Consider the following 21,515-nt stretch of genomic DNA (forward strand, 5'->3'; position numbering starts at 1 on the left):
CCGTCAGCCGGTGAACAGGGTGCGGTGCAGCATGACGCGCACACGGCGGCTCAGATGCTCGCTTGCGGGGGAGTCGGACGGGGATGCCGCGGCCTCGGCCATTTTGAGCGCCGTCAGCACGTCATCCGCTTCCACGTCCGGGTGGACCGTGCCGCACTCCCGGCCCCGTGCCAGCAGTGGTTCGAAGGCTTCCGTGGTGCGGGTGGCGAGGTGGGTGAACCAGGCGACGTCCGCCCCCGCGAGCACGTGGACGATGCCACGGTTGCGCGCGTGCATGTCCAGGACGAAGTCGAACAGTTCCGCGGCGCCCTGCGCCTTGCCCCGCAGTGCGGCGGCACGATCCTCGATCTGGAGCACGCTGTCCTCGAAGACGGTCGCCGCGAGTTCTTCGCGGGTTGCGAAGTTCCGGTACAGCGTCGTCCGGCTCACCTCCGCGGCACGCGCCACCTCCTCCAGGGGCACGTCGGCGCCCTGCTCCGCGAACATCCGGCGTGCGGCCGCGAGCAGCTGTTCCCGATTGCGCGCGGCATCGCGCCGCAAGGGCCGGCCAGCTTCCTTCGACATGGCGGAAGAATATCCGCGGCCGCGCCGGAGGATGATCGCAGGGCACCGCTGAGCGGGGCTATTCAGGAAACGTACATCAATGTACGGTTTCCATGTCACAGGCGGATCCGCCTGTGACCAGGCGCGCCCCGCGCCCTGATCCACCCGCATCCACGCCACGGCAGTACGGCAGCATCCGGAAGGGAGCCGACATGGACGGACTTGAAGGCAAAGTCGTGGTCTTCGCCGGTGGCGGAGGGATCGCCCAGGCGACCGCGGAGATCCTCGGCGCCGGCGGCGCCAAGGTGATCGTCGGCGACATCGACGCGGACTCGGCCGAGGCGGTGGTCCAGGCCGCGAAGTCCGCCGGCGGTGAAGGTCTGGCGGTGACCGTCGACATAGCGGACCAGGAACAGGTCAGGAAACACATGGAGCTGGCCGTGCGCGAGTACGGCCGCATCGACGGCCTGTTCAACGTCGCCGCCAACATTGGTCCGGACGAGGTGGCCAAGGACACGCACGCGGTTGACATCGACCTGAGCGCCTGGCAGCGGTCCATCGACGTCAACCTGACCAGCTACCTGCTCACGCTCGAGCGCGCGTTGCCTCACATGATCACCGGCGGTGGTGGCTCCGTGGTGAACATCCTCTCGGCGGCCGCCTATGCCGGAATGCCGGACAAGGTCGCCTACTCGGTGACGAAGGCCGGACTCACCGCGCTCACCCGACAGGTCGCCGGCAAATACGGCAAGCACGGGATCAGGGCCAACGGCGTCGCGCCCGGGCGCGCCCTGACCGAGCAGACCAAGCTGAACCTGCCGAGCGAGTACCAGGACGTCGCCCTCCGAGCCACCCCCTCACCGCGCCACGGAGAGCCCGAGGACATCGGCTCCATGGTGGCGTTTCTCCTGTCCGACCGATCCGCGTGGATCAACGGCCAGATGTTCTCGGTCGGCGGAGGCAGCACGATGTGCCCCTGACCGACCCCAGGACCGCATGGCGGCCTTCGCACCGGCGAAATCCAGAATCGAGAAAGGACCGAGCCCTCCCTCATGTCTGCCCCCCACACCTCGACGACCCTCACGACGCCCGGACTGCCGGAACCCGACTTCGACATCGAGTCCCTGCGCGAGAAGTACCGGGCCGAGCGCGACCGACGGCTGCGCCCCGACGGGACTTCCCAATACCACGGCGTCGGCGGAAGGTTCGGCTACTACGCACAGGACCCCTACACGGACCAGGAGTTCACCCGGGAGCCCTTGCACGACCGCGTCGAGGCGGTCGTCATCGGCGGCGGATTCGGCGGTCTGCTCGCGGCCGCGCGCCTGCGGCAGGTGGGCGTCGAGTCGATCCGGGTGATAGAGAAGGGCGGGGACTTCGGCGGTACCTGGTACTGGAACCGCTATCCCGGCATCCACTGCGACATCGAGTCCTACGTCTACATGCCGCTCCTCGAGGAGGTCGGCTACATACCGAAGTGGCGGTACGCGCCGGGCGAGGAGATCCGTCGGCACGCGCAGGCCATCGGGGAACACTTCAAGCTGCACGGCGACGCGTGCTTCCAGACGCAGGCGACCGAACTGCGCTGGGACGACGCCGAGTCGGAATGGCTCGTCAGCACCGACCGCGGCGACGCGATGCGGGCCCGATTCGTGGTGGTGGCCACCGGAGTACTCAGCCAGGCGAAGCTCCCGAGGATCCCTGGGATCGAGTCCTTCCGCGGGCATACGTTCCACACCAGCCGCTGGGACTACGCGTACACGGGCGGCGACGCGAACGGAAATCTCCACAGGCTCGCCGACAAGCGCGTCGCCGTCGTCGGCACCGGCGCCACGGCCATCCAGGTCGTACCGCACCTCGCGGCCGACGCCCAGCACCTCTACGTCTTCCAGCGCACGCCCTCCACCGTCGACGTACGCGACAACCGGCCCACCGACCCGGAGTGGGCCGAGCGCCTCACCCCCGGCTGGCAGCGGCGCCGCATGGACAACTTCCTCAAGGTCCTCACCGGCATCCCGGTCGACGAGGTCGACGAGGACCTGGTGAACGACGCCTGGACCAGCTCTGCGCGACTGCACGAGAAGCTCATCCCCACCAATGTGTACGCGGAGATCCCGGCCAAGGTGCGCGAACGCGTCTACGAGATCACCGACTTCCAGAAGATGAACGAGCTGCGCGCCCGCGTGGACGCGGTCGTCGAGGACCCGGTGACGGCCGAGAAGCTCAAGCCCTGGTACCGGTACATGTGCAAGCGGCCCACGTTCAGCGACACCTACCTGCAGAGCTTCAACCGGGACAACGTCACACTCGTCGACACGGCCGATACCCATGGCGTGGAGAGGATCACCGAGGACGCGGTCGTGGTCGGCGGCACGGAGTACGAGGTCGACTGCATCGTCTTCGCGACCGGTTTCGAGGTCGGCATCTCGGGGATTCTGTCCGGCCGGCTCCCGGTCTACGGACGGGGAGGCGTACACCTCTTCGAGGCATGGCACGAAGGGCCCAAGACCCTTCACGGCTTCTACAGTCACGGTTTCCCGAACCTCTTCCAGCTCGGCCCGCTGCAGAACGCGAGCTCCGTCAACTTCGTCCACGTACTCGACGAACAGGCCACTCACGTCGCCGAGGTCGTGGCCGCAGCCCGCGAGCGCAAGGCCCGCTACGTCGAGCCGAACCCTCAGGCTCAGGACGACTGGGTGGCCGGCCTCCGGAAGAACGCGCCCGACCTGCACAAGTTCCAGGCCGAGTGCACCCCTGGCTACTACAACAACGAGGGCAAGCCACGCGAGCGCAACGAGACCTATGCCGACGGACCGATCGCCTTCCACGCACTGCTCAGGGACTGGCGCGAGGGCGGCGGCCTGGACGACGTACTCGCCCCGGCCGATCAAGAGGGAGGCGAAGGGTGATCACCGACCGACAGGCAAGGACGCCCACCAGGTTCGACGAGCCCGGCAACCACCGGCCGAGAAGCGCTCGTTGGCGGGCCGAGCGGCTCAACCCGCCCCACCGGTTGTGGGGTTCCAACGGCATCGCCTTCGGCCCTGACCGTCGGCTGTACGTCGCCGAGTTCCTGGCCGGGCGCGTCAGCGCCGTCGATCCGGCCACGGGTGACCTGGAGGTGATCGTGCCGATGGACGGCCCGGTGCAGTCCCCGGACGACCTGGCTTTCGGCGCGGACGGCTCGATGTACATCGCCGACCTGGTCCCCGGCCGCGTATGGCGCCGCAGCCCTGACGGAACGTACACGCTGGTCTCCGACCAGGTGCAGGTACCGAACGGCATCACCTGTATCGGGGACCGGCTCTTCGTCAACGAAATGAAATTCGACGGCCGCCTGCTGGAGCTGTTCCCGGACGGCGGCGACCCTGTGGTGCTGACCGACGGTCTGGCCTTGGGCAACGCCATGCAGCGCGGCCCGGACGGTTGCTTGTACTACCCGCACATGGTCACCGGCCAGGTCTGGCGTATCCCACCGGACGGCGGGGAGCCGGAGGTGGTCGCGCATGACGTGCACGAACCGGTTGCCGTCCGTTTCGATCAGGGCGGTGTCCTGCATGTCCTGTCGCGTGGAGTCGAAGGCATCGTGACGCGCATCGATCTGCACGGCAGCGGATCCCGGTCCCTCGTCGTAAGTGGCCTGGTGGGCTTGGACAATGCCGCCTTCGACGCCGAGAACCGCATGTTCGTCTCCAGCTACGCCGGCGGTGGCATCACGGAGTTGCACCCCGACGGTCGCACCCGCGAGATCGTACCGCGAGGGCTCGACGGTCCGTACGGCGTGACCGTCGCCCCCGGCGGCACGGTGTACGCGGCCGACCACTACCGTCTGGCCACCCCGGCGGCCACGCACGAAGGTGAGCCGGCCACCGTCGTCCGGGCCGGCGATGCGGGCGGGGGCGTCACTTCGCTCACCCTGCTGCCGCCCGCAGTCCACGGCGTGGCCGCCGCCGACGGCCTGGTGCACTGCACCTCGCAGTACGGCGACGTCCACACCTATGACCCCGAGCGGAACACAACTCGCCTGCGAGCAACCGGCCTTGATGAGCCCGGCGGGATAGCGGTGGGGCCGGACGGGTCACTCGTGGTCGCCGAGACCGGGGCGGGACGGATCGTGGCCGTCGGGCCGGACGGCACCATCACCGCGCTCGTCGAAGGCATCGACCATCCCGTGGACGTGACCTTCGACGATGAGGGGCGGGCGTACGTCAGCGACGACCGGCGCGGGACGGTGCTGCGGATCGACGACGGGAAGACGGTCACCGTCGCGGACGGACTCGGGGCACCACAGGGCCTGGCGGCCTCAGGGGACGAGCTGTTCGTCGTGGAGACCGACCACCGCCGAATCCGGGTGATCTCCCTCACCACGGGGGCGAGCCGCGTCGATGCCGAGGACCTTCCGCTCGGGCCGCCTCCGGGCGTCGTGCCGCGTGCAGAACCCGCCTTGTTCACTCCTCACGGCATGCTCGGCGTACCCCGCCGGTTCGCCGGCCTCGCGGCCACTCCTTGCGGCTCGCTCCTCCTCGCCGCCCATGGCGAAGGCACCGTACTGCGTTTCACGCCGGTACGTGACGAGTCCGACGACCAGGACGATCAGGGAAGTTCAAGCACACGGCTGGGTACCGCATGAGTGAGGGACGGAATGGGCCGGACATGTCCAAGCCCGCAGTGAGCCACACCCTCAGCGTGGCGGTGCTGGCCTTCGGCGGCATCGTGGCCGCGACCATGCAGACCTTGGTGGTGCCGATCCTCGGTGAACTGCCGGAGATCCTCGGCACCTCCGCGTCCAACGCTTCCTGGGTCGTCACGGTCACGCTGCTGACCGCCGCCGTGGCCACCCCCATCGCCGGCCGCCTGGGTGATCAGCACGGCAAGCGCCGTATGCTGATCGCCTGCACGATCCCCCTCTGTTCGGGTTCTGTCCTGGCCGCCGTGGCCACCTCCCTGCCGCTGATGCTCGTCGGGCGCGGGCTGCAGGGCATGGGGGCGGGACTGGTGCCGCTCGGCATCAGCGCGATGCGCGACATCATGCCGCCGGAGAAGCTCAACACCGCCGTCGCGCTGATGAGCGCCTCGCTCGGAATCGGCGGCGCGCTCGGCCTCCCGCTGGCGGCGACGGTGGCCCAGTACGGCAGTTGGCGCGCGCTGTTCTGGGTGAGCGCGGTGCTCAGCCTGGTCGCGGCGGTGCTGATCCGCCTCATTCTCCCGGTTCCGGCGTCACCGGGGAGGGCCGGAAGCGGGTTCGACTTCGTGGGAGCCCTGGGGCTCAGCACTGGCCTGGCGGCACTGCTCCTCGCGGTGTCCAAGGGTGCCGACTGGGGCTGGAGCAGTGGCATGACGCTCGGGCTCTTCGGCACGGCGACCATCGTCCTGCTTACCTGGGCCTGGTGGGAGCTGCGCACCACGGAACCGATGGTCGACCTGCGCACCATGGCCCGACCGCAAGTCCTCCTGACCAATGCCGCTTCCGTCGTCGTCGGCTTCTCCATGATGGCCTCGTCGCTCATCGTGCCGCAGCTGCTGCAGCTGCCCGAGCGGACCGGCCACGGACTCGGCAAGTCGATGCTGGTCGCGGGCTTGGTGATGGCACCGGGCGGATTCGCGATGATGGCGGTGGCACCCGTGGCCGGCCGTATCTCCACGAAGTTCGGGCCGAAGGTCACGCTTCTCACCGGCTGCCTGATCGTCGCGGCAGGTTATCTGGCCTCGCTGTACCTGATGGACTCCGTGGCGACCCTGATGGCCGTGGTGATCGTCATCTCCGGTGGCATCGGCTTCGCGTACGGCGCGATGCCCGCACTCATCATGGGCGCCGTCCCGGCGACGGAGACGGCGGCGGCCAACGGCTTCAACGCCCTCATGCGGTCCATCGGCACCTCCGCCTCTTCGGCCGTGGTCGGCCTCGTCCTGTCCCAGATGACCGTCACGATCGGACCGATGAGCATCCCGTCCGAGGACGGTTTTCGCACCGGATTGCTCATCGGCGGGCTCGCAGCCCTGCTCGCGGCACTGATCACCCTCGCCATTCCCTGCCGCAGGCCCGCCGAACAGCCCTCGACCAGCACAGGCGTCTCCGCCGAGACCAGCCAGATCCCCACCCATGTGAAAGAGAGCAACTCATGAGCACCATCAAGGAATTCACGGACCGAGCCGTGATCGTCACCGGAGCCGGCTCCGGAATCGGCCGGGCGACGGCGATCGCGTTCGCGGCGCGCGGCGCACACGTGGCCGTCGCCGACCTCAACGCCGAGGGCGCCGCGGCGGTCGTCAAGGAGATCGAACAGGCCGGCGGCAGCGCGGTCGCCGTCGTCGGCGACCTGAGCGACCAGAGCGTCGTCGACGCGGTCGTCGACACAACCTTGAAGTCGTTCGGCAGCATCGACGTCCTCGTCAACAACGCCGGGATCATGGACAGCATGTCCGCGGTCGCCGACGTCAGCGACGCCGAGTGGGAACGGCTGATACGCATCAACCTGACCGCCCCGTTCCTCCTCACCCGGGCCGCACTGCCGCACATGCTGCAGGCCGGGCGCGGCTCCATCATGTTCACCGCCTCGGAGGCGTCCCTGCGCGGATCGGCCGCCGGCGCCGCGTATACGGCCGCCAAGCACGGAATCGTCGGCCTGACCAAGTCGCTGGCGGTCATGTATCGCTCCTCGGGCATCCGCGCGAACGCAATCGCCCCGGGAGGCACCATCACCGGCATCCAGCTCAGCGCGGACCCCGAGGCCCTCGGCCCGCAGACCCTGGCGTCGTACATGGGCAATGTCGGACAGCCGGCCGCCGCCGAGACCCAGGCCGCGGCCATCGTGTTCCTCGCCTCCGACGCGGCGAGCAACATCAGCGGTGTCGTGCTGCCCGTGGACGGCGGTTGGTCCGCGGTCTGAACCCGTTGGGACCGTCACCGAGCTCGGGCTGGCCGGGATGCGACGAGTACGGTTGGGCGAGGGGCCGGTCGGGCGTCTCGCCGAGCCGTCAGGCAGGCGCCTGCCGCGGTGGACGGGAAGGCCGTCCGCCCAAGCTGGACCGCCGCACCACCAGCTCCGGCTGGAGCACGACGTGCTGGTGACGATGGTCCGCCGCCGAATCACCGGTCTCCTCCGCTCGCTGTCATCGCTCTCACCCTTGGGCTTGATCCGCTTTGACGGACATCCGAGATCAGGGGTTCAGCCCCGGGAGGATGTCCATCATGGAGAGCATGGGGAAGAAGAAGCCTCGCCCTCGTCGCTCGTTTACGCCGGAGTTCAAGGCGGAGATCGTCGAGCTGTGCCGACGCGGTGACCGCTCGGTCGGTCAGATCGCCAAGGACTTCGATCTGACCGAGACCGCGGTGCGTGACTGGGTGAAGCAGGCCGAGGTCGATGCAGGCGAGCGGGACGGCCTGACCAGCAGCGAACGCGAGGAACTGGCCGCACTGCGTCGGGAGAACCGCCGTACTCGGAAGGCTCACTGATGAGTGGTCCCTCGGGGCCCGGGAAAGAACCGGTTGGTGACGCGCTGATAGCGGATGTAGTCAGGGCGTCGTTGCCGGCTGAAATACTCGGCGGGAACGGCGCCGGTGTAGTGCACGAGCATGTGGTACGTGGTCCAGGAGATCCAGGCCAGGGCGAGGGCCGTGAGCAGGCCGAAGACGATGTGATGGTGTGGCCAGCGGTCGATCAGCATGGGCAGCGACAACAGGATGAGACTGTTCCACTGCATCCACTGACCGAAGTAGTTGGGGTGGCGGCTGTAGCGCCACAGCCCGGTGTCGCAGGTGCGGCGCACACCGTCTCGTCGGGTGCGGTCGGCGAAACGGGCCTTCTGCAGGTCCGCCACCGATTCGAAGACCCAGAACACCGCCCACAGCGCGATCGCCGTGACACTCACGGCATCGAGGCCGACCGGGCGCTCGGTGGCGAGCGCGGCCGGGACCGCGAGCACAGCGATGTTGGCGCCGCACTGGACCATGATCTCGACCTGGAGCGACACCTTCTCGTTGCGGAACCCGTCTCGCTCCCAACGGCGCCGCTGGTACTGGTACCGCGGCAACTCGCCGGGCAACCGCTTGAATACCATGAACCGCAGCGCCCAGGCGCCCATACGCAGGCCCATCAGCAGGTAGATCACCGCAGTCGCGACAGCCGCAGGCGAATCCAGGCCGCCGAACGCCAGGACCTGCACCCCGATCAGGGCCAGGCCCCACGGCCAGGCCACATCCACGTAGGACATGAGCCCGGTGCGGTGGGCCGGCAGACACGCACCCACGACGAAGACGGCCAGTTGCACGAGCAGGTTGCAGACCATGAACCCCGTGAGGTCGCCCTGAAGTGCAAGGGCCGCGAACAACACGACATAGATCGCGAACGGCATCGTCCGCCTCACTGTGGCCACGGCAACTCCCTCCAAAACTGAGACACTGATGCACACGTGTCTCGTAAGATTGAGTGAGACACTAGGACGGTGATGTCTCAAATGCAAGAGGTTCCGCCTCCGCTGCCCCCGGACGAGCCGGTGCTGCGCGCTGCGGTCGCGATGTTCCTGCGGGACGGCTGGATCGACGCACGGGCGTTGGCTGCCGAGGCAGGCATCGGTCGCGCCACCCTGTACCGGCGTTACGGCGACCGCGACCGCCTGATCGGCGAGGCGATCTGGGCGATCGCCACAACCGAGTTCGCCCAGATCTACCCCCGCAGCCGCGGGCAAGGCGCCGACAAGGTCGCCGACCTCGTTCACGCCATGCTGACCACCAGCGCACAACTGCCGGCCATGCGTCGGTTCGTCGCCGAACACCCCGACACCGCACTACGGGTGATGACCTCGCGTGACGGCGTCATCCAGGGCCGCATAGTCGAGACCGTCAGCCGGCTCATCCAGTCCGAGATCGGCGAACCCGACGACATCGACGCCCCGACCCTCGCCTACGCCGTCGTCCGGGTCGCCGAGTCTTTCTATTACCGCGAGCTCCTCACCGGGCAGCCCACCGACATCAGCGCCGCCACCACCATCATCCGCAGACTCCTGCGCTGACCGGCCGACCTGACGCTCGACGTGTGCGCTGTCGAGGCCAGGCCGGATGTCGTCTCGTACGAGACCATCCGGCGCTGGTGCGCCAAGTTCGGGCTCGGCTGCGGGAGAGGGGATTCGGGACCGCCGAGCGGCTTCAGGGTGCGATGCCCACGCCCTCGATACGGCTCCACGCCTCTTCCTGCGCGGCGGACATCGCGGGCCAGTGGAGGCCGCCGGGTCGGGGGCGGACCTGCGTGGCGAACGGGGCAGGGCGGAACGCCGGATCGTAGAAACAGCCACCACCGTAGGTGGTGTCGAACGCGCTGCACCAACGCGCGATCGAGGTGGGGGTGGGCTTCCGGCCGGTGCGTGCCCATGGATAAGCCGGCCACCAGCGAACTGGGCGGGGTCTCCCCCACGATCGTGCTGCCGGGCGGCTGGTCTGAGGCGGACCTGCGCTACCAGGCCGAGCACATCGCCGCCCAGAAGCTGCGCAACAACGGCTACAACCGCGTAGCGAGCCAGGCGGTCGTCGTCAGTGCCGACTGGGCGCAGAAGGACCGCTTCCTGGCCCACCTGCGAGCCGCGCTGGTCGACGCGCCCGCCCGCCCCCGCACTACCCCGGCAGCGACGACCGGGGCGCCCACGCCCTCGACACGTACGGCGATGACGCCGAACGGCTCGGAGCAGGCCGCGTGCTGATCACCGGTCTCGTCCCGGCGGAACCCGGACCAGCCCTGACCACGGAGCACTTCGCCCCCGTCCTCGCCGTGCTGAAACTCCCCGGTGACCCGCGCCAGTTCCTCGCCGAGGCGGTCCGCACCACGAACGAGGAGTTCGCCGGCACCCTCGGCGTGACCCTCATCGCGCATCCGAGCACGATGGCCGTGCTCAGCCCGCGCTGGACGAAACTGTCTCCGAACTCCGCTACGGCACCATTGCGTTGAACGCCTGGACCGACGTCGGCTATCTCACCGCAACCGCCTGCTGGGATGCTTTCCCGGGGCACACCCCCGACGACGTGCAGAGCGGCATCGGCGTCGTGCACAACGCGCCCCTCCTGGACGGGCCCGAGCGCACCGTGGGCCGGAGCCCGTTCCACCCCGCGCCCCAGGCGCTCCTGCACGGGGTTCAGCTTGATCGGGCGGGCACTCTGGGCACCGATGCAGCACGCCCGTCGCTTCCTGTACCAAAGCGGCAGCACCCGCCTCACCCCGCAGCCAGGCTCTGCGCTCGACGACCGGCGGGCAGAGCCCGGCTCAGGGCAAACTCATCGCCAACGAGACAGGGCGAGGTCGGCGCACGGCCCCGCCCACGGGGTTCCCAACTGTCTCTCTGGCCGGGCTCTCACCTCGTCCCGGCCTCGAGTGGTCCAGAAGCTCCTCACGGTGTGGACTTTCCGACGCGGAGGGAGTCATGGACACGCCACTCGTCGCAGAGAGTTGGTGAGGCGCCCTGACTTTAGAAGAAGTGCTTGCGTCCACCGACCGCGCGACCGGTCGCGCCCAGGATCCACAGGATGGCGCCAACCAGAATGAGGATGCCACCGATCGTCGTCAGCAGACCCATGCCGACAAGCAGGCCGATGATCAGCAGAATAAGCCCAAGAATGATCATTCTAAACCCCATCGTCAATTCCGGCTCAGGCGCGTGTGCGTATGAGCTTCACAAGGGCCTGAGTTCGTCCCTTGGTGGGTAGATCCCGACCAGCTCCGAATGCCAGGACCTCGGTGCGATAGCCCTTGTGCCCGGCGACACGGTGTTCACGCCCTCTTTCGAAACTTCGTTCAGTACGCTATCTCCTCGACCGTCCTCTGCTCCGGAAGGTCCTTCCACCCCGGACCGGTTTGGACGTTGGTGACGGAGACACCGGGCAGCGGCGCCTACGGGCTGGTCCTCAGGTCCAAGGGCTTCTTCACCCTCGCCAGCCGGCCCTGGGGTGACGGGACTGTGGCGGCAGGCCGGTTCGGTGGCTCGCTTCGAGCCTTCCTCTGCTCGTGACACCGCAGCCCTTATGCGCAGGAACTCGTCTTCGTCGGCACCCAGATGGACGCGGAGCTGCTGCGGGCCGACCTGAACGGCTGCCGCCTGCAGGAAGGCGTAGCTCTGCCCGCTTCCGATCCCTTCCCTGCCTGGGACGCCTACGGCTCCTGCGAGAGCTGGGCGCATGAGCACGACCCCCTCACCACGGTGACGGGGGCACTGAAACTCCGGGTCGGTCGGTGGTCGCAGCCACGGCGGAGCTTCAATGGTCCCTGACACGAGACTTTTCTGGCGCCAGCCCCGCCCTGCCTCCCCGCGGGGTTCCGTCGTCTCACGGCTGCCATGTTGACAGCGGATGCGATCACAAATCCGTCATCCCCACAAGCAACGCAGGAATCTGACTGCGTGAGGAGCCGAACGCGTCTTGTGCGCCAGCGCGTTCGACCTCACGGCGAAGCCGCACCGGAGTGCTCCGGTGCGGCTTCGCCCTCTCACGGATCCGCGCAGAGATCCCGCCCCGACGGACCTCGGTGGGGTCTCGCCGTATCACCCGCCTATCACACAGCCATCACCAACTCGTCAGCCCCTCCCGGACCAAGAGGCTCTGACCTGCAATTCCATGCCCGCTCTGGCCTGGCATAGACGTACCTGGACGGTCTCTACAACCTGTGCCATGTGGTACCCAGGGAGGGACCCAGGATCAGGACGGGAGCCTCTTCTGGCCCGTCAAAGCGGTATTGCAGGGTGTTCGGTGGCGTCTCACTCACCCGTCTGACCCTCTCATCTGTCACGAGATGTCACATCGCCGGGGTGGACCTGGCGGGCCTTGCCCCGCTCCGGCAGTGCCGGACCTGCCGACGAGAGCCCAGGTATACCTTCTCCGGCATGTACTCGTGGCCGTGTCGGCAGTGGGCCCTCCGGGCGCGGCCCGCGCCGACGACGGCCCGCCAAGCTGCACGCCGACAAGGGCTACGACTACGACCACCTGCGCCGATGGCTACGCAAACGAGGCATCCGGCACCGCATCGCCCGCAAGGGCACCGAGTCCTCCACCCGGCTCGGTCGGCACCGCTGGACCATCGAGCGAACCATGTCCTGGCTGGGCGGATGCCGTCGTCTGCACCGCCGCTACGAACGCAAGGCCGAGCACTTCCTCGCCTTCACCGCCATCGCCTGCAGCCTCATCTGCTACCGCAGACTCACCAAATGGGACCACGTCATACTGCCAGGCGTCCGGCAGCGCCCGCGCCACCCGGTCGCGGTGGAAGACGTGGAAGCAGCTGGTGACTACGGGGGCGGCGACAGGACCGAGCGGGGCCGGCCGCATGGCGAAGTAGCCCATCCAAAAGCCCCGCAGAGCCATGACGCGGCATGTGCGATGACAGCCAGTCCCGCAAGCCCTGGAAAGCCCGGTGAGCGGTGGAGATTCCTGGTCCGACCCCGGCGGGCGCAGAACGACCGCAGTGCGCCGCGGGGGCCCACGGAAGGGCTGGACGTCCCGGGCTGTCAACCACTCGCGGTCGCGGGTCACGCGGTCCGAGACCACACCCGGGCCGAAGAGCGCCTCCCCCACACGACCGTCCCCGGCGGCGTACGAGTCAGGCCTCCCTCGACGCACCGGTGCATGAAGTGGGTCACGCCCTCCACGGGGGTGTGTCGCGTATGCGGACGACGCCGTAGGACATGGCCATCCCGGGTCCCACCGCGAACATCATCACGTGGTCCCCGGGCTGTAGCGCTCCCTCGCTGATCAGGTGGTCGAGCCCGGCGAGCAGGTCGCTGGCGCCCATGTGGCCGTTCCAGCGGCCGAATTCCAGCATGCCGTAGGAGGGATCGAGGCCGAGGGGTTTGAGGAAGTGTTCCAGGTACTGCTCGTTGGCGGCCGCGGGGTGGAGGACCCGGGTGATGTCGCCGATCTCGATGCCCGCGTCGTCCAGTACCTGCCGGACCGCCTCGGACTCCACCTTTCCGGCGATCAGCGCCGCCTCCTGGGGTGTCACATCACCCGGACGGGACGTCGCCTGCCGCTCCAGTGTCACCTTGCGGCCGACGGTGCAGCCGGGCGGGAACAGCGGCTCGTCCCCGCGGGTCATGCCCTCCAGAGCGGGCACGGAGAAGGAGTTGACGGCCAGCAGTTCGGCAAAGCCCTCACGCTTCGACAGCAGTGCCGCCGTACCGCCGTCCCCCAGGACGAGGCCGTGGTGGGAGCGGTAGCGGTCGATCAGCGGATGGCCGAAGTTGTCGGCGGTGGTGATCATGGCCGCAGTCCGGTCGGGGGAGGCCATCAGAAAGCACGCGGCCAGCTCCGCACCGGCCAGGAACCCCTCGCACCCCTGCCGCAGTCCGATCGCCGGGATCTCCCGGTCCACCGTGTTGCGCAGGATGTAGTGCTGGGGCATCCAGGAGTCCGGGCCCTGGTGCGATGTCGAGGTGTGCAGCAGCAGGTCGACGTCGCCGGGGGCGTGTCCGGAACGGGTCAGCACCTGTTTCCCGGCCTCGATCGCCATGTCCGGCGCCGGCACGGTCCCCGCGACCCGTGCGGCCCGCCAGCCCGTGGTCAGCTGGGACTCGTCGCAGTCGCCCCGGGCGACGGCCTCCTCCAGAGGGACCCGCTCGGGCAGGCAGACGCCCACGCCGCTGAGGTAGATGCCGTTGAACTTCATGGATATGCGTTCCCTTTCGGTCTGGCAGGGTCCGGGTCAGCTGTGCCGCTCGACGGCTACGGTCAGTCGCCTGGGGGCGCAGATCGTGTTGTTCTCGTACCAGTCGACGCCGGTCACCTCCCATGCCGGATAGCGGTCCAGCAGCACGTCGAGTGCGACCTTCGCCTCCAGCCGGGCCAGATGGGCGCCCAGGCAGATGTGGATGCCGTGGGTGAAGGCGAGCTGTGGGTTGGGCTTGCGGTGGATGTCGAACCGGGCCGGGTCGGGGTAGGCGTGTTCGTCCCAGTTGGCCGAGGTGAGTGAGATGAGGATGAACTGGTCGGCCGGGATCGTCACCCCGCCGAGCCTCACGTCCCGGTTGGTGACGCGTCCGGCGTCCGGTACCGGAGGGAGATACCGCAGGACCTCCTCGACGGCGTTCGGGACGAGGGAGCGGTCCGCCCGGACCTGGGCCATGGCATCGGGGTGCTCGTCGAGGCACGCCACCATGCTGCCCAGCAGCCCCATCGTGGTCAGATGCCCCGCGAGCAACAGGAGGACCGAGAAGTTGACGATCTCCGTCTCGGTGAGCCGCCGTCCGTCCATCTCCGCATGCACCAAACGGCTGATCATGTCGTCCCGCGGCCTGGTCCGGCGCTCCCGTGCGTGCTCTCGCAGGTAGTCGAGGATCTCCCGCATCGCCTCCTCCCGGTTCTGGATGAAGGCGCCGTCCGTGGGATCGTCCGTGGAGAGGGTGAGCTGGGCGTCGGAGCAGCGCCGGAGTACCTCGCGGCCCTCCCGGTCCACCCCGAGCAGTTCGGAGATGACGTTGAGGGGCAGCCGGTAGGCGAGATCGGCGGCGAGGTCGAACTCTCCCCGGTCGTCCACCTGGTCCAGGATCTCCACGACGAGGCTCTCGATCCGGCTGCCGAACGGCCCCAGCATCCGCGGGGTGAAGCCCTGGCTGAGCAGGCCGCGCAGGTTCTTGTGCGCCGGGGGGTCCAGTGCGGACAGGTTGCCGTCGATGAACTCCTGCGCCGGCATCACACGGTGCATGTCGTTGGAGAAGGTGGACCAGTCGGAGAAGACCCGCACCGCGTCCGCGTGCCGCAGGACACGCCAGCTGTTCATCGTCGTGTCGAAGTACACCGGCTCGTGGTCCCGCATGTGCCGAAGCCATGCGTGCAGCGATTTGCCGCGGTCCACGTGGAACGGCCGTCGCGGGGGTGCGGTCTGGGACGTCATACGGTTGTTCCCCCTCGGTTCCGCGATCTGTGGGTGGGGTGCTGAACAGTCGTGGGGTGTCATGGCGGTCGGTTTCGCCTTCGGGGGCCCGGTGCAGGGCGCGTCAGGGAACCAGGCAGCGGAACAGGTCCGTCGCGAGGCCGTCCAGTAACTCCTGCCGCCGGTTGTGCAGGAAGAAGTGGCCCCCCGGCAGCATCCGCAGCCGGAAGTCCTCCGTCGTCTGCTCCCCCCAGGCCGTCAGGTCCTCCTCGCGGCAGTCGATGTCCTCCGTGCCGCCGAACGCCGAGACGGGGCAGTCCAGCAACGGGCCGGGGCGGAAGCGGTAGGTCTCCAGCACCGTCGTGTCGGCCCGCAGGATCGGCAGATACAGCGCTTTCATCTCGGGCGAGTCGCGGATCGCCGGGGGGATGGCCCGGAACCGGCGGTCGAGGACGTCCAGGAAGACATCGTCGGGCAGGGTGTGCATGGCGGGATGATGCAGTGGCGTCTGCGGCGCTGGGCGGGCCGCCACACCGAGGTGCGCGGCCCGCAGGCCGTAGCCGTCCCGCAGTTCCCGTACGAGTTCGAAGGCGATCCAGGCACCGACACTGTAGCCGAACACCGCGAACGGCTCCGGCAGTTCGTCCGCGAGGGCCGCCGCCGCCTCGCGGACGATCTCCTCGACGCTGTACAGCAGCGGCTCCTGCAACCGGGCCTCCCGGCCCGGAGGCCGCAGCAGCCAGAGCTCCGCGCCGTCCCGCAGTTCAGCGGCCCAGCTGTGGTACGCCGCGGGACCACCGCCGGCGTAGGGCACGCAGATCAGGCGCAGCGGAGCGTCCGGGGCAGGCCTCGGGCGCAGGATCCACCGTTCGAAAGGTGTCACGGGCGGCGCACCTCGAAGGTGAGTCGCTTGGGGTTGCACAGGGAGTACGACTCGTACCACTGCATTCCGGTGAAGGTCAGGTCGGTGTAGCGATCCAGGATCGCGTTGAGCGCGATCTTCGCCTCCAGGCGGGCCAGATGGGCGCCCAGGCAGTAGTGGATCCCGGTGGTGAAGGCGAGTTGTGGGTTGGACGGGCGATGGATGTCGAACCGGTCCGGGTCGGGGAACTCGCGCTCGTCGCGGTTGGCGGAGATCAGCGAGACCAGCACCAGCCGGTCGGCCGGGATGGTGGCACCGGCCAGCTCGACCTCCACGTTGGTCACCCGGCCGCCCTCGGGTACGGCGGGCGGTAGCGCAGCACCTCTTCGACGGCGCCCGGCACCAGTGAGCGGTCGGCTCGGACCTCGGTCAGCTGGCCGGGGTGTTCACTGAGGGTCAGCATCATGTTGCCGAGCAGGGACATCGTGGTCAGATGGCCCGCGAGCAGCAGCAGAACGGTGAAGTTGACGACCTCTTCGTCGTCGAGGGAGCGGTCGTCGAGTCTGGCGGTCGCCAGCTTGCTGACCAGGTCGTCCTGCGGATCCCGGCGCCGGGCCGGGACGAGCTCCTGCCCGAGATACGACTGGAGTTCGCCCATCGCCTTCTGCACTCCGACGACGAAATCCGGGTCGGCGGGGTTCTCGCAGGTGAGGGCGAGCTGGGCGTCGGCGGTGCGGTAGAGCACTCCCCGGTCCCCGCGTGGCACGCCGATCACCTCCGCGATGACGTTCAGCGGAAGCTGGTACGACAGATCTCGGGTGATGTCGATCTCCGTGCGGTCCTCGACCGCGTCCAGCAGTTCGCCGACGATCCTCTCGATGCGCGGGGCCAGGTCGGCCAGAGCGCGAGGGGTGAATCCCTGGGCGATGATGCCGCGCAGCTGCTTGTGCTCGGGCGGGTCCATCGTGGAGAGGTTTCCCCTGGTGAAGCCGTGTTCCGGCATGATGCGACACATGTCGTTGGAGAACACCTGCCAGTCGGAGAGCACCCGGTGGGCGTCCTCGTAGCGGTAGACCTTCCAGGACTGTGACGCCTCGTCGAACATGACCGGGGTGTTGTCCCTGGCGTTTCGCATCCACGCGTACAGCGCAGGGCCGCCGTCGGCGAAGAACGGCGGCGCGGCGTTGGGCCGGTCAACCATGTGGTCTCTCTCCTCTGTTCTGCTGCCCGGTGGGCGGGGTGAGGGTCCGTTCCGGTCGCCTTCTCCCTTCAGTCTGGGGAGCGCCGGTTCCGGGACGCCCCCGGGGAAGACCCCGGCAGCACCCCGGTGTTGACACCGGGAGTCTCCTGGCCCCCGGGCAGCCGGGCCCACGAGTGGCGGACGTCGCCGGGGATGCGAAGGTCAGTGGCCGGTGGCCAGGCGTGCGGCTCCGTCGATCCGGATCACCTCGCCGTTGATCATGGGGTTCTCCACGATGTGCTGTACCAGGCCCGCGAACTCCTGGGGTTGTCCCAGGCGTTGCGGATGCGGGGTGGCGGCGACCAGAGCGGTGCGGGTCCGGGTGGACAGCTCCGCAAGCATCGGGGTGTCGAACAGCCCCGGCGCCACCGTCACCACGCGCACCCGGTGACGCGCCAGGTCACGGGCGAGCGGCAGGGTCATCCCGGCGATTCCGGCCTTGGACGCCGCGTACGCCGCCTGCCCCTGCTGTCCGTCGTAGGCCGCGATGGACGAGGTGCACACGATGACCCCCCGCTCGTCGTCCGCCGTGCCGCCGCCCCGTACCATCGCGGCTGCGGCCGAGCGCACCACGTCGAACGTACCGACCAGGTTCACCTGCACGATTCGCTGGAACTCCGCCAGCGGCAGTGGGCCCTCGCGGCCCACCACTTTCCCGGAGGCGGTGGCTCCCGCGCAGCAAACGGCGATGTGCGGGCCTCCCCTGCGCCGTGCTTCCGCCACGGCGGCGGCCACGTCCGGCGGACGCGTGATGTCCCCGGCGACGAAGGCGGCCCGGTCGCCCAGGTGCGCCAGGGCCTCGGCACCGCGCGCGGCGGATCGGCCCGTCACCACCACCTCGGCACCCGCCGCGAGCAGCCGCACCGCCACGGCGAGGCCCAGTCCGGACGTGCCGCCCACGACGACAGCGACCTTTCCGGTGATGACCATCTACTCGGCCGGTCCCAGGAAGTCGCTTTCGGCGGGCCAGTGGATGACCGTGCCGCCATGACTCATCCCCGCTCCGAAGGAGGCGAGGACGACCGTGTCCCCGGCCTTGACCCGGCCCTCGTCCACGGCCTCGCGCAGGGCCAGCGGCATTCCGGCGCCGGAGCTGTTGCCCAGGCGGTGGACGTTCTCGGCCGTGCGCTCGGCGGGCAGGCCGAGTTTCTCCCGGAGTACGCGGAGCAGGTGGTGGTTGGCCTGGTGGAAGACGAGGAGGTCCACGTCATCGGTCGACATCCCGTGGTGTTCCAGCAGTTCCAGCACGAAGCCCGGCATGATGTCCAGCGCGAAGTCCCGCACCGAACGGCCGTGCATGTGCACGAAGTTGTCGCCGAATCCCGAGTGCTTGGGTCTGCCGTCGGTGGACCAGGTGCGCTGTTCCCTCTTGACGAAGGCGGTCTCGTACGCCCGGGGATCGCTGCGCAGCAGGGCCGGCGTCACGCCGGTCCCGATGGCGCAGGGCTCCAGCAGATAGCAGGCGGCGGCGTCACCGAAGATCACGCCGGTTGCGCGGTCCTCGGGGTCCAGGGTCTTGGTCACGGTGTCCGCGAGAACCACCGCTATCCGCCGGTAGCCGCCCGACAGCAGGTACTTCGCGCCGACGTCGAGGGCGAACGTACCGCCGGGGCAGCCGCCGCTGTTGACGTCGAACCCCGGGGTGCCGGTGAGGCCCAGCTTGCGGGCGATGGCCACCGCGGCGGCGGGCAGCATGTGGTCTGGTGTGAACGTGCCGCAGATCAGCAGGTCGATGGAGTCCGGGCTGACCCCCGCGCGGGCACAGGCGTCGCGCAGGGCGGCCGCGCCCAGGTCCGAGGTCTGCTCGTCGGGTGCCGACCAGCGCCGCTCCGTGATGCCGATGTGCTCGTTGATCCAGGCGTCCGTGGTGTCCAGCATCTGTTCCAGGTCCGCGTTGGTCACCACGCGCTCGGGTACGTAGCCCCCGATGGCCCGGATGCCTACCCCGTAGGGGGTACCAGCGGTGTTTGTCATTCCTCATCAACCGCTACAGCGGGCTTTGCCTCGGCGTCGACGAGGGCAGCACCGCCGACGGAGCCAACATCGAACAGCAGCCATACGCGTCACAGACACGGCAACAGTGGCAGATCATCCCGTCCTGACCTGCCCTCCGCCCCTCTTCTCCGCTACGGCCCGCTGGACGCGAACGGCCACAAGAACACCGCTCGGAACCACCAGAAGCCAGGCGACCGTGCTCAACGAGGCCCACGCGGACGCCTACAACCACACCGGCCAGCCCCGCACTATCAGGCCACGGACGACGACGCTGAACCGCTCCGGGTTCGGTAGAGATCTCAGATGTTGGTTGTGACCTGGGCTTTCGTGGCGCTCAGGTAGTGGTTGGCCTCGTATGATCGAGTCCCTACCGAACCCGGAGCGGTTCAGTGTTGCTGCCCCATCTGAATGAGCGGCAGCGGCGTCTGGCGGTGGCGGCCGAGGCGAGGCTGCTTGGCCACCGCGGGGTGCGCGCCGCCCGGGCAGCGGCCGTCAGCGAGACCACCGTGCGACGGGGGATCACGGAACTGGAAGCCGGCATCGGGCCGCTGCCCGGCGGACGCATCCGCACCGAAGGCGGAGGCCGTAAACCGGCCGAGGAGATCGACCCTGGTCTACGGATGACATCGCCCTGCTGATCACCCATCGCCAGCAGGGCGACAGGTGAGGCACCAGCGATCCTCACACCGACTGGCAACCTCCGGTCACATCGGGATCTCGAAGTGCACCGTAGCGACGCCCGGTCCATGTTCGCCGGTGGTACGGGCGTCGAACACCTCCTTCGCCGCACTGCGCCAGAAGGCTTCCGTCCCCTCGATGTTCACGTTGGTGTGGAGGTAGATGAGTTCGTAGCCTGGGGTGTTCGCGATGAAGTCGCAGGCGGCGTCGACCAGCGTGCGGGCGAGCCCTCGGCGCCGGTGTTCGGGCTGCACGTAGACACGGACGAGTTGGGCGGTGGTGCCGGACGGGTAGCGTTCGGCCAACCAGCGCGGATGCGGCGGGTGGTTGGGGCCTTGAGACCGTACGCCCGTCGTGGCCACCACCTCGCCGTCGTGGACGGCCACGAGTAGGAGGTGCCGTGGATCGTCAAGATACGTGCCCCCGATGTCCACCACGTCCCGGTGCCACTGGGGCACGTACCCGTATCCGAACTCGTTGTAGAAGGTGTCGAGCATGACGCGGCGCGCGCCGTCCACGTCCGCCGGTGTCGCGTGGCGCACGGTGTATCCGCGAGGTGTGGTCTGACTCATCGAGATGTCCTTCCGTATCGGAGTCCCACGCTAGTCAAATGAAAACGACTTTCAAAAACATCGGCGTGTCACGGCTTCCCAGGCAGCCCGGGCCCCTGCACAGGCACACCCGCCGCCCACCTCCCGTTGATGGGGTAGGCGGCCGCGGTGTCGCCCGTGCAGGCGTTGCCGCGACTGGCGAAGACGCCGCGTGAGTAGTCGTTGTCGAGGGCGACCAGTCGGGAGCCGGGCAGGAGCCGACTCAGCCGGCGCGCCTCTGCGATGGGCGTGACGGGGGCGGATGCGGAAGCCGCCAGCAGTATTGGGCGGTGCGTCGGGACTGCCGAGCGGTGTGCGGCGGGCTGGTCGGTGGTGCCAGTAGGCACAGGGGGACGCCTCCATGCCGGTCACGACCGATTGGGGGTCGAGGCGGCGGGTGCGGCGAATATCCGTCACGAGCTGCCGGGGCGTAGGGGCGGAGCCGTCGGCGCACTTGGCGATGCAGTTGACGGCTTCGTAGCCGCAGGAGGCGGGGCTGTCCAAGTCGGTGGCGGGGCATAGTCGTCGAGGTAAGTGCACAGACCATAGGCGAGACCCGCCCACCATTCGGTGCGGCCGAGCCTCCGATACCTAGCACGGTCGAACTCGGCCGCCTCGAAGCTGCTGACGGGCCGGTCAGCGAGTCCTTCGCGCGCCACGCCGCCGCTGCGCTGTCGCCAGACCGAAACAATCCGGGTGGGCCGCGCTCCGCGAGAAGAAGGTGTCACGCCGACGCAGCGGCGCCCGGCTCTGGATGACGTCAACGTCGT

At 68.7% G+C, this 21,515-nt stretch carries 21 protein-coding genes and 6 pseudogenes; 13 read left to right on the forward strand and 14 right to left on the reverse strand.

Annotated elements, in window-relative coordinates:
- Positions 1–3: 3 nt before the first annotated feature.
- Positions 4–564 carry a helix-turn-helix domain-containing protein gene (locus WBG99_RS04750; RefSeq protein ID WP_338895127.1) on the reverse strand — a complete coding sequence of 187 codons (561 nt, stop codon included), beginning with the start codon at positions 562–564 and terminating at the stop codon, positions 4–6.
- A 191-nt stretch (positions 565–755) separates the two neighbouring features.
- Here WBG99_RS04750 and WBG99_RS04755 point away from each other — a divergent pair, with 191 nt between their 5' ends.
- The 6 genes and pseudogenes from WBG99_RS04755 to WBG99_RS04780 form a co-directional block, all read left to right on the forward strand.
- Positions 756–1,523, forward strand: a complete 768-nt coding sequence (locus WBG99_RS04755) for an SDR family NAD(P)-dependent oxidoreductase (protein ID WP_338895128.1) — start codon at positions 756–758, stop codon at positions 1,521–1,523.
- A 72-nt stretch (positions 1,524–1,595) separates the two neighbouring features.
- Positions 1,596–3,452, forward strand: coding sequence for an NAD(P)/FAD-dependent oxidoreductase (locus WBG99_RS04760; RefSeq protein ID WP_338895129.1), 1,857 nt, complete (start codon positions 1,596–1,598; stop codon positions 3,450–3,452).
- Positions 3,449–5,173 (forward strand): hypothetical protein, encoded by a 1,725-nt coding sequence (locus WBG99_RS04765; protein WP_338895130.1) that lies wholly within the window; start codon positions 3,449–3,451, stop codon positions 5,171–5,173. The genes WBG99_RS04760 and WBG99_RS04765 overlap by 4 nt, the downstream gene beginning before the upstream one ends.
- A gap of 23 nt (positions 5,174–5,196) precedes the next feature.
- Positions 5,197–6,666, forward strand: a complete 1,470-nt coding sequence (locus tag WBG99_RS04770; protein WP_338895131.1) for an MFS transporter — start codon at positions 5,197–5,199, stop codon at positions 6,664–6,666.
- On the forward strand, positions 6,663–7,430 hold the full coding sequence (locus WBG99_RS04775) for an SDR family NAD(P)-dependent oxidoreductase (protein WP_062930037.1): 768 nt from the start codon (positions 6,663–6,665) through the stop codon (positions 7,428–7,430). The genes WBG99_RS04770 and WBG99_RS04775 overlap by 4 nt, the downstream gene beginning before the upstream one ends.
- A 311-nt stretch (positions 7,431–7,741) precedes the next feature.
- Positions 7,742–7,990: pseudogene (locus WBG99_RS04780) on the forward strand (transposase); the annotation flags it as partial.
- On the opposite strand, the gene WBG99_RS04785 reads toward WBG99_RS04780, so the two are convergent.
- Complete coding sequence (locus tag WBG99_RS04785; protein WP_338895132.1) at positions 7,990–8,916, reverse strand: DUF1295 domain-containing protein; 927 nt, start codon at positions 8,914–8,916, stop codon at positions 7,990–7,992. The pseudogene WBG99_RS04780 and the gene WBG99_RS04785 overlap by 1 nt on opposite strands.
- A 72-nt stretch (positions 8,917–8,988) precedes the next feature.
- Here WBG99_RS04785 and WBG99_RS04790 point away from each other — a divergent pair, with 72 nt between their 5' ends.
- Positions 8,989–9,552: a QsdR family transcriptional regulator gene (locus WBG99_RS04790; protein ID WP_338895133.1), complete on the forward strand. Its 564-nt coding sequence runs from the start codon at positions 8,989–8,991 to the stop codon at positions 9,550–9,552.
- A 133-nt stretch (positions 9,553–9,685) separates the two neighbouring features.
- On the opposite strand, the pseudogene WBG99_RS04795 reads toward WBG99_RS04790, so the two are convergent.
- Positions 9,686–9,907 (reverse strand): annotated as a pseudogene (locus WBG99_RS04795) (hypothetical protein); the annotation flags it as partial.
- On the opposite strand from WBG99_RS04795, the gene WBG99_RS04800 reads away from it, so the two are divergent.
- Entirely contained in the window at positions 9,907–10,233 is a 327-nt protein-coding gene (locus tag WBG99_RS04800; protein WP_338895134.1) for a hypothetical protein, read from the forward strand. The pseudogene WBG99_RS04795 and the gene WBG99_RS04800 overlap by 1 nt on opposite strands.
- The gene (locus tag WBG99_RS04805; protein ID WP_338895135.1) at positions 10,227–10,478 is read left to right on the forward strand and encodes a hypothetical protein; all 252 of its coding nucleotides are present in this window, start codon (positions 10,227–10,229) and stop codon (positions 10,476–10,478) included. Before WBG99_RS04800 ends, WBG99_RS04805 begins: the two co-directional genes overlap by 7 nt.
- A 514-nt stretch (positions 10,479–10,992) precedes the next feature.
- On the opposite strand, the gene WBG99_RS04810 is transcribed toward WBG99_RS04805, so the two are convergent.
- Entirely contained in the window at positions 10,993–11,148 is a 156-nt protein-coding gene (locus WBG99_RS04810; RefSeq protein WP_010059700.1) for a hypothetical protein, read from the reverse strand.
- Positions 11,149–11,319: 171 nt separating this feature from the next.
- On the opposite strand from WBG99_RS04810, the pseudogene WBG99_RS04815 reads away from it, so the two are divergent.
- Positions 11,320–11,790 (forward strand): annotated as a pseudogene (locus WBG99_RS04815) (GTP-binding protein); the annotation flags it as partial.
- Positions 11,791–12,182: 392 nt separating this feature from the next.
- Here WBG99_RS04815 and WBG99_RS04820 read toward each other — a convergent pair.
- Positions 12,183–12,281 (reverse strand): annotated as a pseudogene (locus WBG99_RS04820) (3-oxoadipate enol-lactone hydrolase); the annotation flags it as partial.
- Between the two features lie 155 nt (positions 12,282–12,436).
- Between WBG99_RS04820 and WBG99_RS04825 the strand changes: the two are divergent.
- Positions 12,437–12,703 (forward strand): annotated as a pseudogene (locus WBG99_RS04825) (transposase); the annotation flags it as partial.
- A 445-nt stretch (positions 12,704–13,148) separates the two neighbouring features.
- On the opposite strand, the gene WBG99_RS04830 reads toward WBG99_RS04825, so the two are convergent.
- From WBG99_RS04830 to WBG99_RS04860, 7 genes are all read right to left on the reverse strand, one after another.
- Positions 13,149–14,177 carry a ketoacyl-ACP synthase III family protein gene (locus WBG99_RS04830; RefSeq protein WP_338895136.1) on the reverse strand — a complete coding sequence of 343 codons (1,029 nt, stop codon included), beginning with the start codon at positions 14,175–14,177 and terminating at the stop codon, positions 13,149–13,151.
- A gap of 36 nt (positions 14,178–14,213) precedes the next feature.
- Positions 14,214–15,401, reverse strand: coding sequence for a cytochrome P450 (locus WBG99_RS04835; RefSeq protein WP_338895137.1), 1,188 nt, complete (start codon positions 15,399–15,401; stop codon positions 14,214–14,216).
- Positions 15,402–15,504: 103 nt separating this feature from the next.
- Positions 15,505–16,263 carry a thioesterase domain-containing protein gene (locus tag WBG99_RS04840; RefSeq protein ID WP_338895138.1) on the reverse strand — a complete coding sequence of 253 codons (759 nt, stop codon included), beginning with the start codon at positions 16,261–16,263 and terminating at the stop codon, positions 15,505–15,507.
- Complete coding sequence (locus tag WBG99_RS04845) at positions 16,260–16,586, reverse strand: cytochrome P450 (protein WP_338895139.1); 327 nt, start codon at positions 16,584–16,586, stop codon at positions 16,260–16,262. The genes WBG99_RS04840 and WBG99_RS04845 overlap by 4 nt, the downstream gene beginning before the upstream one ends.
- The gene (locus WBG99_RS04850; protein WP_338895140.1) at positions 16,583–17,443 is read right to left on the reverse strand and encodes a hypothetical protein; all 861 of its coding nucleotides are present in this window, start codon (positions 17,441–17,443) and stop codon (positions 16,583–16,585) included. The genes WBG99_RS04845 and WBG99_RS04850 overlap by 4 nt, the downstream gene beginning before the upstream one ends.
- 201 nt (positions 17,444–17,644) lie before the next feature.
- Complete coding sequence (locus tag WBG99_RS04855; RefSeq protein WP_338895141.1) at positions 17,645–18,412, reverse strand: SDR family NAD(P)-dependent oxidoreductase; 768 nt, start codon at positions 18,410–18,412, stop codon at positions 17,645–17,647.
- Positions 18,413–19,456: a ketoacyl-ACP synthase III gene (locus WBG99_RS04860; protein ID WP_338895142.1), complete on the reverse strand. Its 1,044-nt coding sequence runs from the start codon at positions 19,454–19,456 to the stop codon at positions 18,413–18,415.
- Between WBG99_RS04860 and WBG99_RS04865 the strand changes: the two genes are divergently transcribed.
- Complete coding sequence (locus tag WBG99_RS04865) at positions 19,450–19,584, forward strand: RICIN domain-containing protein (RefSeq protein WP_338895143.1); 135 nt, start codon at positions 19,450–19,452, stop codon at positions 19,582–19,584. The genes WBG99_RS04860 and WBG99_RS04865 overlap by 7 nt on opposite strands.
- Before the next feature lie 324 nt (positions 19,585–19,908).
- A pseudogene (locus tag WBG99_RS04870) lies at positions 19,909–20,094 on the forward strand (ISAzo13 family transposase); the annotation flags it as partial.
- Positions 20,095–20,181: 87 nt separating this feature from the next.
- Here the strand turns inward: WBG99_RS04870 and WBG99_RS04875 are convergent.
- Positions 20,182–20,727: a GNAT family N-acetyltransferase gene (locus tag WBG99_RS04875; protein ID WP_338895144.1), complete on the reverse strand. Its 546-nt coding sequence runs from the start codon at positions 20,725–20,727 to the stop codon at positions 20,182–20,184.
- Positions 20,728–20,795: 68 nt separating this feature from the next.
- On the reverse strand, positions 20,796–21,092 hold the full coding sequence (locus WBG99_RS04880) for an alpha/beta hydrolase (RefSeq protein WP_338895145.1): 297 nt from the start codon (positions 21,090–21,092) through the stop codon (positions 20,796–20,798).
- Positions 21,093–21,515: the final 423 nt, after the last annotated feature.

Source organism: Streptomyces sp. TG1A-60, assembly GCF_037201975.1.
Taxonomy (GTDB): Bacteria; Actinomycetota; Actinomycetes; order Streptomycetales; family Streptomycetaceae; genus Streptomyces.